Annotated in this window: 11 protein-coding genes and 1 pseudogene; 7 read left to right on the forward strand and 5 right to left on the reverse strand. The window is 75.4% G+C overall.

Annotated elements, in window-relative coordinates; all coding sequences use genetic code 11:
• The first annotated feature begins 51 nt into the window (after positions 1-51).
• The 5 genes and pseudogenes from EES43_RS19785 (at position 52) to EES43_RS19805 (ending at position 7,551) form a co-directional block, all read left to right on the forward strand.
• A complete protein-coding gene (locus EES43_RS19785) occupies positions 52-411 on the forward strand; it encodes a hypothetical protein (RefSeq protein ID WP_124269934.1) in 360 nt (119 codons plus the stop codon).
• A gap of 453 nt (positions 412-864) precedes the next feature.
• Positions 865-3,584 (forward strand): annotated as a pseudogene (lanKC, locus tag EES43_RS19790) (class III lanthionine synthetase LanKC).
• A gap of 38 nt (positions 3,585-3,622) precedes the next feature.
• Positions 3,623-3,754 (forward strand): SapB/AmfS family lanthipeptide, encoded by a 132-nt coding sequence (locus EES43_RS19795; protein WP_124269936.1) that lies wholly within the window; start codon positions 3,623-3,625, stop codon positions 3,752-3,754.
• A 180-nt stretch (positions 3,755-3,934) separates the two neighbouring features.
• Positions 3,935-5,752, forward strand: a complete 1,818-nt coding sequence (locus EES43_RS19800; protein WP_124269937.1) for an ABC transporter ATP-binding protein — start codon at positions 3,935-3,937, stop codon at positions 5,750-5,752.
• Positions 5,749-7,551: an ATP-binding cassette domain-containing protein gene (locus EES43_RS19805; RefSeq protein WP_124269938.1), complete on the forward strand. Its 1,803-nt coding sequence runs from the start codon at positions 5,749-5,751 to the stop codon at positions 7,549-7,551. The genes EES43_RS19800 and EES43_RS19805 overlap by 4 nt, the downstream gene beginning before the upstream one ends.
• A gap of 70 nt (positions 7,552-7,621) precedes the next feature.
• Here the strand turns inward: EES43_RS19805 and EES43_RS19810 are convergent, their stop codons facing one another.
• The 3 genes from EES43_RS19810 to EES43_RS19820 form a co-directional block, all read right to left on the reverse strand.
• Positions 7,622-8,227: a response regulator transcription factor gene (locus EES43_RS19810; protein ID WP_124269939.1), complete on the reverse strand. Its 606-nt coding sequence runs from the start codon at positions 8,225-8,227 to the stop codon at positions 7,622-7,624.
• 219 nt (positions 8,228-8,446) lie between these two features.
• Positions 8,447-9,328, reverse strand: a complete 882-nt coding sequence (locus tag EES43_RS19815) for a transglutaminase-like domain-containing protein (protein ID WP_124269940.1) — start codon at positions 9,326-9,328, stop codon at positions 8,447-8,449.
• 96 nt (positions 9,329-9,424) lie between these two features.
• Entirely contained in the window at positions 9,425-10,438 is a 1,014-nt protein-coding gene (locus EES43_RS19820; protein ID WP_124269941.1) for a GNAT family N-acetyltransferase, read from the reverse strand.
• Positions 10,439-10,555: 117 nt separating this feature from the next.
• Here EES43_RS19820 and fdxA point away from each other — a divergent pair, with 117 nt between their 5' ends.
• Both fdxA and dapC read left to right on the forward strand, forming a co-directional pair.
• The gene (gene fdxA, locus EES43_RS19825; protein WP_007446848.1) at positions 10,556-10,876 is read left to right on the forward strand and encodes a ferredoxin; all 321 of its coding nucleotides are present in this window, start codon (positions 10,556-10,558) and stop codon (positions 10,874-10,876) included.
• 145 nt (positions 10,877-11,021) lie between these two features.
• A complete protein-coding gene (gene dapC, locus EES43_RS19830) occupies positions 11,022-12,116 on the forward strand; it encodes a succinyldiaminopimelate transaminase (RefSeq protein WP_124269942.1) in 1,095 nt (364 codons plus the stop codon).
• Between the two features lie 81 nt (positions 12,117-12,197).
• Here dapC and EES43_RS19835 read toward each other — a convergent pair whose 3' ends face one another.
• Positions 12,198-12,650: an ATP-binding protein gene (locus EES43_RS19835; protein ID WP_124269943.1), complete on the reverse strand. Its 453-nt coding sequence runs from the start codon at positions 12,648-12,650 to the stop codon at positions 12,198-12,200.
• A gap of 298 nt (positions 12,651-12,948) precedes the next feature.
• A complete protein-coding gene (locus tag EES43_RS19840; RefSeq protein ID WP_124269944.1) occupies positions 12,949-13,878 on the reverse strand; it encodes a hypothetical protein in 930 nt (309 codons plus the stop codon).
• Positions 13,879-13,902 lie beyond the last annotated feature (24 nt).

Consider the following 13,902-nt stretch of genomic DNA (forward strand, 5'->3'; position numbering starts at 1 on the left):
TCCATGACTACCACCGAAAGAAAAGCTCACTTTCCCCCGGTGAGTCGGCTGATGGCAGTCGCCAGAGGACTCGCCGTCCTGACCGTCGCCGCCGTTACTCTCATTTTCGGGACGGCCGGTGTTCTTGTGCAGGAACACCAGGCCGAGGATCTTCACGGAACAGGGGCCGTCGTCCTTCACGTCACGTCCGGTCTGCTCGCGGCGGTCACGGCGGCGTTGTCGTACCGCAGGGCGGTGGGCTGGTCGCTGACCGCGGCGGCGGTGCTGCTTTTCGGATTCTCGTTCGTCCAGTCCTCCTTCGGCAGCGGTGACACGTTGAACGTGCATGTGCCGGGGGCTTTCCTGGTGGTCGCCCTCTCGGTCGGGCTGGCCGTCGTGCTGCTGCGGACCAAGGTCCCGGCGGACAGATAGCCCTTCCGGCCGGTCGCTCCGGCCGCCGTCGAATTCCGTTGCGGCCATGAATTCCCTGGCGCCTATCCCTCCCGCGTAATTACGGGACGCCTCTCGGCCCCGGCCGGCAAACGCTCATTCGGTGTGCGCATTTCGGGCGCGCCTTTCGCGCGGTGCCATTCTCGGTGGCTTTTCGGCGGACAGCCGGCGGCCGGGGATCGGGATCGTCCCGGCCGCCGCTCCGACGCGCCGACCGCTCCGACGCGCCCGCCTCCCCTCGCGCCGCCTTCCTCGGCCCGACGGTCCGGCGCAGCCGCCGCGCACGCTTCCGCAGCGGTCACCGCACCGCGCCGCGATGCGGTCCGCATGCATCGCGCGCATGTATGAGTCGTGACAACGGTGACTATTGGCGGCCGTCCTCGTTGTGACAATTTTTCCCTCGCCACGAAGGAAGCCTGAGCGAGGGGAACGTGCGTGAATCCGGAGTACGCCGCGTACTGCCAGGCGGACCGCCACTTCTACGACGCACCGCACCGCTCGCCCGCCGGTTCCTCGCCCGAAAGCGCCGACGCGGACAGCTCGTTCTACGCCCCCGTCCGCGGCACGGCCCCCGCGGGGTGGACCCGCTCGCGGCGCGGCGACTGGCTCTCCTACAGCCCCGACGGGCTCCGGCTCCCGGCCCAGGGCTGGAAGATCCACATATCGGCCGCCCTGGACAACGCCGAATCCGTTCTGCGCCGGGTCGCCGACCACTGCCTGGAGCACCGGCTGCCCTTCAAGTGCGTGCCGTCGCCCGGCTTGTTGCACCTGCGCAACGCCAAGTACGCCGACCGGGCCGGCAGCGGTAAGTTCATCACGGTCTACCCGCACTCCGACGAGGCGTTCCCCGAGGTGTGCGCCGCGCTCACCGCCCTGCTGGACGGCGAGCACGGCCCGTACATCCTGAGCGATCTGCGGTGCGGGAACGGACCCGTCTACACCCGGTACGGGGCGTTCGCCGCCCGCTTCTGCCCCGGTCCGGACGGCCGGCCCGTGCCCGCCGTCGCCGACCCGCACGGCCATCTCGTGCCCGACGAGCGGGGCCCGTCCTTCCGGATACCCGCCTGGGTGACACCGCCCGACATGCTGCGCCCGTATCTCGAAGCGCGCTCCGCCGTCGGCCTCGGCGGCCTGCCCTACACCGTCGAGAAGGCGCTCCACTTCTCCAATGGAGGCGGCGTCTACCTCGCCCGCGACACCCGTACCGGCGAACAGGTCGTCCTCAAGGAGGCCCGCCCGTACGCCGGACTGGCCGCCGACGGAGCCGACGCCGTCGCCCGGCTGGAGCGCGAGCGCACCGCGCTGGAGCGCCTGGCCGGTCTGGACTGCGTCCCGGCCGTGCACGACGTCTTCGAGACCGGCGGCCACCACTTCCTGGTGCTCCAGCACATCCCGGGCTCCACGCTCAACACCGTCTTCGCCCGCCGCTTCCCGCTCGCCCGGCAGCGGCCCGCGCCCGAACTGCTCGCCGAACACGCCGCCTGGGCCGACCGGACGTACACGGCGGTCGAGCGCGCCGTCGAGGCCGTGCACGCCCGGGGCGTCGTCATCAGCGACCTGCACATGAGCAACGTCATGGTGGACGAGGACCCGGACCGCGTCGTCCTGCTCGACTTCGAGGCCGCCTCCCCGGCGGCCGACCGGCGCCGCCAGATCGTCGCCAACCCGGCCTTCGTCGCCCCGTCCGACCGGCGCGGCACCGAGATCGACCGCTACGCCCTCGCCTGCCTGCGGCTCGCCCTCCACCTCCCGCTCACCACCCTCTTCGGCATCGACCGCACCAAGGCCGTGGGCCTGGCCCGGGACGTGGCGCGAATCTTCCCGGTCGGCGAGGAGGTCCTGCGGCCCGCCGTGGAGGAGATCCTGCGCGGCGCGGACACCGGCGCGTCCGGCACGTCCGGCACGCTGGGGCCCGCCGCCGAACGCACCTCGGCGCTCCCCTCCGCGCCCGCCGCCTCCCCGCACCGGCCCGCCCCGGCCGAGGCCCCGCCCGCGCCCGGCGACTGGCCGCGCAGCCGCGACTCGATGGCCCGCGCCATCGCCGCCTCCTGTACGCCGGAGCGCGAGGACCGGTGCTTCCCCGGCGACATCGCGCAGTTCGCCACGGTGACCGGCGGCCAGTCCTTCGGCTACGGCGCGGCCGGCGTGCTCTACGCCCTGCACGAGACCGGCGCCCCGCCGTGCCCGCCCGCCGAGGACTGGCTGCTGCGGCACGCCAAGGCCCCGGCCTCCGGCAGCCCGCTCGGCTTCTACGACGGCCTCACCGGCATCGCCTGGACCCTGCACCGGACCGGCCGCACCGCCGAGGCCGCCGACCTCCTGCGCACCGTCCTCGAACAGCCCCTGGAGGGGCTGCCGCCCGGCCTGCACAGCGGATACGCCGGTATCGGCCTGGCCCTCGACGACCTGGCCCGCGACGCCTCCACCGCCGACGCCTCCGCCGCCGACGCCACCGAGCTGGCGGCAGCCGCCGCCCGCTGCACCGCCCTCGCCGCCCGCGCCCTCGTCCAGGGCCCGCCGTCCGCGCGCACCGGCCTGATGCACGGGGCGAGCGGGATCGCCCTGCTCCTCGTCCGCCGCTACGAGACCACCGGCGACACCGCCCTGCTCGACCTGGCGGCAGCCGCGCTGCGCCGCGATCTGGAGCGGTGCCGCCCGGGACACGACGGCGAACTCCTCGTCGTCGAGGGCAAACGGCTCATGCCGTACCTCGCCTCGGGCAGCGTCGGCATCGCCGCCGTCATCGACGCCTACCTCGCCCACCGCCCGGACCCGGACCTCGAAGCCGCGGGCCGCGCCCTGCTCCCGGCCGCGCTCTCCGCCTTCTACATCCAGCCCGGACTCCTGCGCGGCGCGGCCGGACTCCTCATGCACCTGGCGACGACACCGCTGTGCGACGAAGCGGAGCGAGAGCGCGCCCTCCGGCTCCACTCCGAGCTGCTGGGCAGCCACGCCGTACCGTACGCGGGCGAACTCGCCTTCCCGGGGGAGCAGTTGATGCGCCTGTCCATGGACCTGGCGACCGGCACCGCCGGTTGCCTGCTCGCCCTCGGCAGCGCGCACGGCACCCCCGCCACGCTTCCCTTCCTGCCGCTCCGGCGGCCCGCCCCGGCCGCGCACGCGGCCCCATGAACCGGCCCCCTCAGGGGTCGTAACGCACCGTCCGACACAACTGTCCAGAAAGGACACCATCATGGCGCTTCTCGACCTGCAGGCGATGGAGACCCCGGCCGACGAGACCTTCGGCGAGCTGGCCACCGGAAGCCAGGTCTCCCTGCTGATCTGCGAGTTCAGCTCGCTCAGCGTGACGCTCTGCACCCCGTGACACCCGGCCGTCCGGCCGCGCGGTGATCCCACCGCCCGACCGGACGGCGCACCGCCGGTCCCGCGCGGCTCGTTCGCCCGGGACCGGCGGCATGCCGTACCCGGCCACCGCTCCCCGGGAGCGCCGCCCCGGAACACGAACAGCCGCAGGCCGCGCCGGCCCGGGGCGGAAGGGAACCACGTGCGGGACCGCCCACGCCCCGAAGCGGCGTCCTCCGCCGGGCAGCTCGCCCGGCGGCGTCCGGCCGCCCTCCTGGTCCTCCTCCTCTGCACCACCGGCGGGGCGCTCGCCGCCCTGGCGCTGCCCGCCGCCCTCGGCCGCACGGTCGACGGCCTCATCGACGGCGGTCCCGTGCCCTGGTCCGGACTGCTGCTGTGCGCGGCGCTCACCCTCGGCGAGGCCGGGTTCGACGCGGCTGCCGCCGTCGTCGGAGCCGGCACCACCGCCCGGCTCACCGCGTGGCTGCGCACCTCGGCCGCGGGCCGGGTCCTGGCCGCCGAACCCCGCAAGGTGCTGGCCGTCCCGGCCGGCGACCTCACCGCCCGCCTCACCGCGCGCACCGCCGACGCCGCCGCCGCACCCGTGACCGCCGTCACCGCCGCGGCCGGCGTCCTGCTCCCGGCCGGCGCGGTCGTCGGGCTCCTCCTCATCGACCCGTGGACCGCCGCGGCCCTCCTCCTCGGCGCGCCCCTGCTCTTCGTCCTGCTGCGCACCTTCACCCGCCGCACCGCCGACGCCGGATCCGACTACCAGCGCGCCCAGGCCCTCATCGCCCACCGGCTCACCGAGGCGCTGGACGGAGCCGACACCATCCGCGCCGCCCGCACCGGGGCCCGCGAATACCGGCGCATCCTCGAACCGCTCGGCGCGCTCGCCGACCACGGCCGCCGCACCTGGAGCGTGTACGGGCGCGCCACCGGCCAGAGCGCCCTGCTGCTGCCGCTGCTCATGCTGCTCGTCCTCGCCATCGCCGGGGTCCGGCTCGCGGCCGGAGCGATCGGCGTCGGCGACCTGATCGCCGCCTCCCGCTACGCGGGCCTCGCCGTCGGCGTCGGCCCCCTGACCGGCGCGCTGGGCGCCCTGGCCCGCAGCCGCGCCGCCGCCCGCACGCTGGAACCGCTCCTCGCCCTCGCGCCCCTGCCGCACCGCTCCCTGGCCCCGCCGCCCGACGGCCCCGGCCGCCTGGAACTGCGCGACGTCGGCGTCGAACACGACGGCCGGCCGCTGCTGAGCGGAGTGCGGCTGACCGTTCCGGGCGGTACGTCCCTGGCCGTCGTCGGCCGCTCCGGCTCCGGCAAATCGGTGCTCGCCGCCGTCGCCGGGCGCCTGCTCGACCCGGACACCGGCACCGTGCTGCTGGACGGCGTACCGCTGGACGGCATGGAGCCCGCCCGGCTGCGCCGCGAGGTGGCCTACGCCTTCGAACGGCCCGCCCTGCCCGGCGCGACGGTCGAGGACACCATCGCCTTCGGCCCGTGGACCGCCCCGCCCGACGCCGTGCGCACCGCGGCCCGCGAGGCCCGCGCGGACGACTTCGCCCGCCGGCTCCCGTACGGCTACGCCACCGCGCTCGCCGACGCCCCGCTCTCCGGCGGCGAGCGCCAACGCCTCGGCCTGGCCCGCGCGTTCGCCCACCCCGGGCGGCTGCTGATCCTGGACGACGCGCTCTGCGCCCTCGACACGCTCACCGAGCACCACGTCCAGCGCGCGCTGGACCGCAGGGACGGCCGCACCACCCGGATCGTCGTGACCCACCGGCTCTCCTCGGCCGCCCGCGCCGACCGCGTCGTATGGCTGGAGGACGGCCGCGTACGGGCCACCGGCCCGCACCACGAGCTGTGGGCCGACCCGGAGTACCGGGCGGTCTTCCGCACGGCCCCGCCGGACGCGCCGCGGCAGCGGGAGGCCACCGCCCCCGGCGCGGGCCCGACCACCGCTGCGGGCCCGACCACCGCCGCGCTCCGCCCCGCCCCCGCCCTCGGAGGCGAGCCCCGATGACCGCACCCGAGGCCGCCGAGCGGCGGAAGGGCGACGGGGCGCTCGCCCGGGTCATGGGCGACGCGCGGCCCTTCCTGCGGGCCCGCGCCGGAGCCGTCGCCCGGCTCTCCGGCTGGTCGCTGCTGGAGTTCGCGCAGACCTTCCTCACCGGATACGGCGTGGCCCGCGCGCTCGACGACGGCTTCCTCCCCGGCCGCCCGCTGACCGGACTGCTCTGGCTGGGCGTCGCCGCGGCGGCCGTCCTGCCCGCCCAACTCGCCACCCGCGGCGTCTTCGGCCGCCTCGCCGACCTGGTCGAGCCGCTGCGGGACGGCCTGGTGCGCCGCGCGGTCTCCCGCGCCCTCGCCGCCGCCCCGCACCGCACGGACGCCACCACCGCGTCGCTCTCCCAGGTCACCCACCAGAGCGAGATCGCCCGGGACAGCTGGGCCGGACTCGTGCTGACCCTCCGGTCGTTCGTGTTCACGGCGGCCGGAGCCGTCGCCGGCCTCCTCTCCCTCGCCCCCGCCCTCCTCGCTGTCGTCCTGCCGCCGCTGCTCCTCGGCGCGGCGCTGTTCCTCGCCACGCTCCGCCCGATGGCCGCACGGCAGCGCGACTACCTCACCGCCGACGAGCGGTACGCGGCCCACGCGGGCCGACTCGCCTCCTGCGTACGGGACGTCGCCGCCGCCGGGGCCGGGGACCGCGTGCTGGCGGAGTCCCGGGACCTGGCGGACACGCAGGTGCGCGCCGCCCGCTCGCTGGCCCGCTGGTCCGCCGTGCGGGTGCTGGCCCTCACGGTGTGCGGGCGCTTCCCGCCGCTCCTGCTGCTGTTCGCCGCGCCCTGGCTGCTGCGCGGCGGGCTCACGGCCGGCGAACTGGCCGGTGCGCTGACCTATCTCACCCAGGCCCTCGCCCCGGCCGTCCAGGCGCTGATGACGGTGCTCGCCACCGTGGGCGGACGCCTCGTGGTGGTCCTGGACCGCTTCACGGACGCGCCGGGCCCGCCCGCCGAGGACCCGCCTCGGGCCGCCGCCCCCGCGCGCGTACCGGACGGGCGGGCCCCGGTCGCCGAGCTGGACCGGGTGAGCTTCGCCTACGGCCCCGGCGCGCAACCCGTCCTGGACCGGCTCTCGCTGGCGGTCGGCGAGGGGGAGCACCTGGCGGTCGTCGGGCCGAGCGGCAGCGGCAAGTCCACGCTGGCCGCCGTCCTCGCGGGCGTGGAGCCGCCCACGGAGGGCGCGGTGCGCTGGCGCGGACGGCCCGCGCGCCCGTGCGACGCCACCGCCCTGCGCGTCCTGCTGCCCCAGCAGGCGTACGTGTTCACCGGCACGCTGCGGGAGAACCTCGGCTACCTGCGCCCCGACGCCCGGGAGCGGGAGTTCGCCGCGATGATCGACGCGCTCGGCCTGGACCCGCTGCTGACCCGGCTGGGCTCGCTGGACGCGCCGGTGGAGCCGGCCCGGCTCTCCCACGGCGAACGCCAGCTCGTCGCGCTGGGCCGCGCCTACCTGGCCGGCCCGCCGCTCCTCATCCTGGACGAGGCCACCAGCCGGCTCGACCCGGTCGCCGAGACCCGCGCCGAACTCGCCCTGGCCGCACGCCCCGGAGCCCTGGTGGTCATCGCCCACCGGCTCAGCTCCGCCCAGCGCGCCGGGCGCATCCTGGTGGTGGACGGCCCGCGCACCCAGTGCGGGACCGCCGCCGAACTGCTCGACTCCAGCGAGCTCTACCGCGACCTCGCCGGGCTCTGGACGCCCGACGGCGGGGCGCGGACCGGCCTGGACGCGAGCGCCCGGACCCACGTGGCCGAACACTGAAGGCCCGACGCCGCAGCCCGCACGCCGAAGCCCGACGCCGAAGGCCGTACGCCGAAGGCCGCACGCGGGCTCAGATCCAGCCCGCCTCCTTCGCCAGCCGGATCGCGTCCAGCCGGTTGCGCCCTCCCGCCTTGCGGATGGCGGCGGCGAGGTAGTTGCGCACCGTTCCGGCCGTCAGATGCAGCCGCGCCGCGATCCCGGCCACCGTCTCGCCGCCCTCGGCCAGCGAGAGGACGCTCAACTCCCTCGGCGACAGCGGCATGTCGGCCACCTGTAAGAGGCTGAACGCCAGCGACTCGTCGATGTGCCGCCCGCCGTCGCCCAGTTTGTGCATCACCTCGCACAGGTCGTCGGCCGGGCGGTACTTGTCGATGTAACCGCGGGCGCCCGCCTCGTACGCCCGTCGCAGCCCCCGGGGCCGCAGGCCCTCGGTGAGCACGGCCAGCGAGCAGCGTCTGCCGTGCGGCGCGGTCAGCGAACCGATCTCCTGGAGGACGTCCATCGCGTCCGGACAGTCGAGATCGGTCAGGAGCACGTCGGCGTCCTTTCCGGTCAGCGCCGAACGTATCTCCTCCCGTTCGGCCGTCCGTACGTCGATTCCCTGCCCGGTGCCGAGCAGGGAGGCCAGCGAAGCGCGCCACAGCGGCACGGTGTGGACCAGCAGAACGGTAGTCATGAAGCTGCCCTCGGTGTTCTCTCGTGGCATGCGCGCATGGCAGAACGCGATGGCGCGTGTGCGTCCGGTGACGGGTTTCCAGTGGAACGCACGGCCATTCGGGTACGCCGAGGAAATGGCGGATTGACGTGGCTTGTGGGCGCGGAAGGGGGCGCTCAGGGGTACACCGGGAGCGCACGTGGCCGGTTCGTGCCGTCGCCCCCGTACGGCGGGGATGGCTCAGTTCAGCAGGGAGCGGGCCGCCCGCGCCTTGTGCCGGATCGTCGCGGCCATCGTCGGCTCGATGCCGTCGAGCACATCCGCGTACTCCTCCATCTCGGCCGCCCCGTGCAGGAACTCGCCCCGCTGCACCAGGAGTTGCGCCCGCTCGTAGCGGAGCCGGGCCGGATGGGCGGGCAGCAGGAGCGAGAGGTCGAGCGCCCACAGCGCGACGTCCGTGCGCTCGGGCCGGGCCGCCGCCCAGGCCCTGACGTTGTTCAGGATGCGCAGCACGACCTCCAGGGGCCGGGCGGGCACGAGCAGGGACGGATCCATCGGCGCACCCGTCGCCGCCGTCACCAGCGACTCCGCGTCCCCACCGGTCAACGGGACCCCGCCGGCGAACGGGTCGGCGAGCACCGGACGCGCCGGATCGCCGAAACCCACCACGAAGTGGCCGGGCAGCGCCACGCCGTACACCGGCGCGCCCGCGCGGCGCGCGACCTCGATCCAGACCACGGACAGCAGGATCGGCAGCCCGCGCCGCCGCCGCAGCACCTGCTGGAGGAGCGAGGAGTCCAGCCGCTGGTAGTCCGCCGACGACCCGGCGAACCCGCAGCGCCCGCCGAGGAGTTCGGCGAGCGAGGAGGCCCAGTCGGCGGCCGAGCGGGACCCGTACGGGACGAGCCCCGCCAGCCGGTCCAGCTCGATCTGCGCGGCGTCGATGCCGTACGGGTCCGGCGCGACCTCGCCCGGCGTCACCGGGCGCGGCTCCGACGGGTCCACCGGCCCCGCCTCCGCGCCCAGCAGCAGGCAGAGCAGGGCGAGGTCCGGCCGTTCGGACCGGGCCTCCTCGGTGAACTGCCGCCGCCGCTCGGCCCTGCCGGAATCCTGCGCACTCATATGCGACCCATGCTCCTGCTCGTCCCCGCTGTCCGGCCGCGCCGTCCTCGACGCCGCCCGTGCTCCCCGCCGGACGTACGACGCCCGCCCTGCGGGCTACCCGGCGCGGAAGTGGTGGTAGCGGTGGTGGGCCGCGAAGCCCATGCCGTCGTACAGCGCCCGCGCACCTTCATTGTCCTCCTCCACCTGGAGCCAGGCCGCCGAGGCGCCCTCCTCCAGGGCCCGGCGCGCCAGCGCCGCCATCACCGCGGTGGCCAGCCCGCGCCGCCGGTGCTCGGGGGCGACCTCGACGGCCATGAAGCCCGCCCAGCGCCCGTCCACCACCATCCGGCCGATCGCCGCCGGGGCCGTGCCCGACGCGCCGTCGGCCGCCTCGCCGGGCACGGCGGCGAACCAGACCGACGGCCCGCCGCCCAGCACCCGCAGCACGTGCGGACCCGGCGTCCCCAGGCGCTGGTAGCGCGCCAGCCACGCCGCGTCCGGCGTCCGGGTCAGGCGCACCGGGGAGACGTCCGCGTCCAGGTCGCCGACCGGCGCCAGGGCGGCGATCCGGACCTCGGCCGAGACCTCGCGCCGCCACCCGTGCCGCTCCAGCTCCGCGCAGAGCACCTCCTGCGTCCCCTCGGCCCCGGTGGCCGCCTGGACGTACGGCGGCAGTCCCCGCCGCTCGTAGAAGGCGCGGACCCGGGCGAACGCCTCGGCCGCGGGCAGGCCCGGATCGCCGAGGGCGAGCGCCGAGTTGGCCCGCCGGGTGAAGCCGCCGGAGGCCCGCAGCCGCCAGTCGCCCAGCGGTTCGCTCTCCACCGGCGGCCAGGCGCGCGCCGTGACGGCGGCCAGTTCCGGAAACGAGGCGGCGGGGCCCCGGCGGCGGGCCGGCGCGGCCGGCACCGCCTTGCCCGCGACGAGCGACGATTCCGCGATGGTGACAGACTCTCCGTTCCTTCGTGTGATGGAGAGCACGCCGTCGTCCCATGATGTGAGAACGCCAACCGTATCGGTGAACCCGGCGCCCGCGCCGCCCCCCGCGGACCGCCGTCGAACAGATACGCGTTTGCCCACGTCAGCCGGTGTCACACGGACTTCCAGCCGTCCGCCGATGGTGAATTCCACAGCTCTGTCCGCCCCTCATGTTCGGATCGTGCCGGAGAACGGAGATACTAGAGGCGGGCATCGACGACGCCGCGCTCCCGCGCGAGAGCCAACGCCCTACCGAGGAGGAACGACAGCGTGACCTACGTCATCGCGCAGCCTTGTGTCGACGTGAAGGACAAGGCCTGCATCGAAGAGTGCCCCGTCGACTGCATCTACGAGGGCCAGCGGTCCTTGTACATCCACCCGGACGAGTGCGTCGACTGCGGAGCCTGTGAGCCGGTCTGCCCGGTCGAGGCCATCTTCTACGAGGACGACACCCCGGAGGAGTGGAAGGACTACTACAAGGCGAACGTGGAGTTCTTCGACGACCTCGGGTCGCCCGGCGGCGCCTCCAAGCTCGGCCTGATCGAGCGCGACCACGCGTTCATCGCCGGTCTGCCGCCGCAGAACCAGTAGTCGGCCACCACCACCGCGCAGTCCGGTCCCGTACGGCTCGTCACCGTACGGGACCGAGGCGTTCCCGGGGCCCGCGCCCCGGCGCACGGTGGCCGCCCGCCGAAGAAGCACGAGAAGCACGAGAACCACGAGAAAGCAGAGTCCCGTGTCCGCAGTCTCCTCCCGCCTCCCGGTCTTCCCCTGGGACAGGCTCGCGCCCTACAAGAAGACCGCCCAGGCCCATCCGGACGGCATCGTGGACCTGTCGGTCGGCACGCCGGTCGACCCGGTGCCCGCCGTGGTCCAGCAGGCGCTCACCGCCGCCGCGGACAGCCCCGGCTACCCGACGGTGTGGGGGACCGAGGCCCTGCGCGACGCGATCACCGGCTGGCTGGAGGGCCGCCTGGGCGCGGTCGGGGTGACGCACGAGAACGTGCTGCCGGTCGTCGGCTCCAAGGAGCTGGTGGCCTGGCTGCCGACCCAGCTCGGGCTCGGCCCCGGCGACCAGGTGGCCTACCCGCGGCTCGCCTATCCGACGTACGAGGTCGGCGCGCGGCTCTGCGGGGCCGAGCCCGTCGTCTACGACGACCCCACCGAGCTGGACCCGGCGAGGCTGCGGCTCCTGTGGCTCAACTCGCCGTCGAACCCGACCGGCCGGGTGCTGGCCAAGGACGAGCTGACCCGGATCGTGGCGTGGGCGCGCGAGCACGGGGTGCTGGTCTTCAGCGACGAGTGCTACCTGGAGCTGGGCTGGGACGCCGAACCGGTCTCGGTGCTCCACCCGGACGTGTGCGGCGACGGCCACCAGGGCGTCGTGGCCGTCCACTCGCTCTCCAAGCGCTCCAACCTGGCCGGCTACCGGGCCGCCTTCATCGCCGGTGACGCGGACGTCCTCGGGGAGCTGCTGGCGATCCGCAAGCACGGCGGCATGATGACGCCCGCCCCGGTCCAGGCCGCCGCCGTCGCCGCGCTCGGCGACGACGTGCACGTGGCCGAGCAGCGCGCCCGGTACGCGGACCGCCGCCTCGCCCTGCGCTCCGCCCTGGAGGCGCACGGCTTCCGGATCGAGCACAGCGAGGCGAGCCTCTACCTGTGGGCGACGCGCGACGAGCCGTGCTGGCGGACCGTGGAACACCTGGCCGGACTGGGCATCCTGGTGGCGCCCGGCGACTTCTACGGACCGGCGGGCGAGCGCTTCGTCCGCGTGGCGTTCACGGCCACCGACGAGCGGGTGGCCGCGGCGGTCAAGCGCCTGTCCTGACCGCCGCCCGCCCGCGCGCGGACATGCCGAGGGCCTCGGGAGCGCGCTCCCGAGGCCCTCGGCACGAGGTGGGCCGGTGGATCAGCCGATCGGCAGGCCGTTGAGCGGCAGACCGCCCACGAGACCGCCGGTGGGCAGGCCGCCGAGGCCCTTGGCCGGCACCACGCCGCCCTCGGTGGCGGCGCCGGCCGCCTCGCCGACCAGCTCGCCCGCCTGGCCGGCGGTCTTGCCGACGGTCTCCTGGGCGGCCGGGGCCGCGACGGCGGCGGTCCTGCCGACGGCCTTGCCGGCGGCCGGCAGGGCGGTGCCGACGAGACGCCCGCCGGTGTCGCCGGCGGCCTTGGTGCTCTGCTGGGCGACGCTGTCCACGGTGTTGCCGAGGCCGGCCCCGTCGAGCGCGGTGAGGCCGCCCAGGTCCGAGGTCTGCGGGAGCTCTGCGGCGCCGGCGGCGCCGGCCGCACCGACCACGGGGGCCGCACCCGCGGCGATCAGCAGCGCGGTACGAGCGATCCGACGGGTCAGGGGGAGGGACATGATGCTCCTTCGACGGGTTTCAGCTGTTCGGGATCTGGCTCTGTCCGGTGACTCGGACGCCCTGACAACCGGTCCGGGGGCGGGGGAGGTTGCGGTGAACGAAGGTAAAGACTGAGCAATGCGTCCGATAATCCGCAGCGGAAGAACCCGGGCAAACAATGCATTCCGCAGCCGCCGGGAGAACCGTCACTTCCCTTGGGCGCCAAGGAGAACGGTCGTGGAGGCGCGAGCTGCGCGCAGCGCCCCCGAGAAGGTCCGAGGGCCCGCTCCCAAGGGTCCGTACGGGTGACGGGACGGACTACTGAGCGAGCCGGATTCCGACCGCCGCCGTGCCCGGTTCCTCATCCTTCGTCCGTTCGGTCCGCCAGCCCGACGCGGCGTCCCAGACCCGGTCCGCGTAGCTGACGCGCTCGATCCGCAGCGCGTCCGCCCGCGCCACCGCCCAGTGCGCCAGCTCCCAGCCGCGCCGCACCGAGGTCCCGCTCTTCGCCCGCGCCTCCGCCTCCGCCGGGACCGGCACCGACACCGCGCCGGCCGCGGCGGAACCCGCCGCCCGCGCCGCCGGCAGCACCTCCCTGCCGAAGGCCCGCACCAGCTCGGCCCGCACCCGGTCCGCGTCGCCCGGACCGGCCGCGGCGGCCGTGGACGGCGTGCAGTCCAGCGCCGCCGGCCTGCGCCCGGTCAGCGCGGCCGACAGCAGCGCCGCGTCCGGCTCGTGCCGCGCGTACGCCAGCGGGAAGGCGCTGCGCTGGACGCGCTGCGCCGCCACCGTCAGCGGGAGGCGCGCGTAGCCGGGGACCTCGGCCAGTTCCTCGTAGAACTTCCCGGCCGAGTAGACCGGATCCATGATCTGCCGTTCGCTGCCCCAGCCCTGCGACGGCCGCTGCTGGAACAGGCCCAGCGAGTCCCGGTCCCCGTAGGGGAGGTTGCGCAGCGTCGACTCCTGGAGGGCCGTCGCCAGCGCGATCGTCACCGCCCGTTCCGGCAGGCCCCGGGTGGTGCCCACGGCGGAGATCGTCGCCGCGTTCCCCGCCTGCTCCAGGGTCACCTCGTGCGTACGGGCGCCGTCGCCGGAGCCGTCCGGCCCGCGCACGGTGCAACGCGGCGGGTCCCACGTACCGGTGGCGTACTGCGCGGCCAGATAACCGCCGAGCGCGGCGAGCGCGACGAGGCCCGCCAGGCAGCGGAGAAGACGGCTGCGTCGGGCGGGTCTCGCTGTCCGGGGCACGCGCTCACGGTACTGGAGGGCGCG

It is taken from the genome of Streptomyces sp. ADI96-02, from assembly GCF_003846185.1.
Classification (GTDB): domain Bacteria; phylum Actinomycetota; class Actinomycetes; order Streptomycetales; family Streptomycetaceae; genus Streptomyces.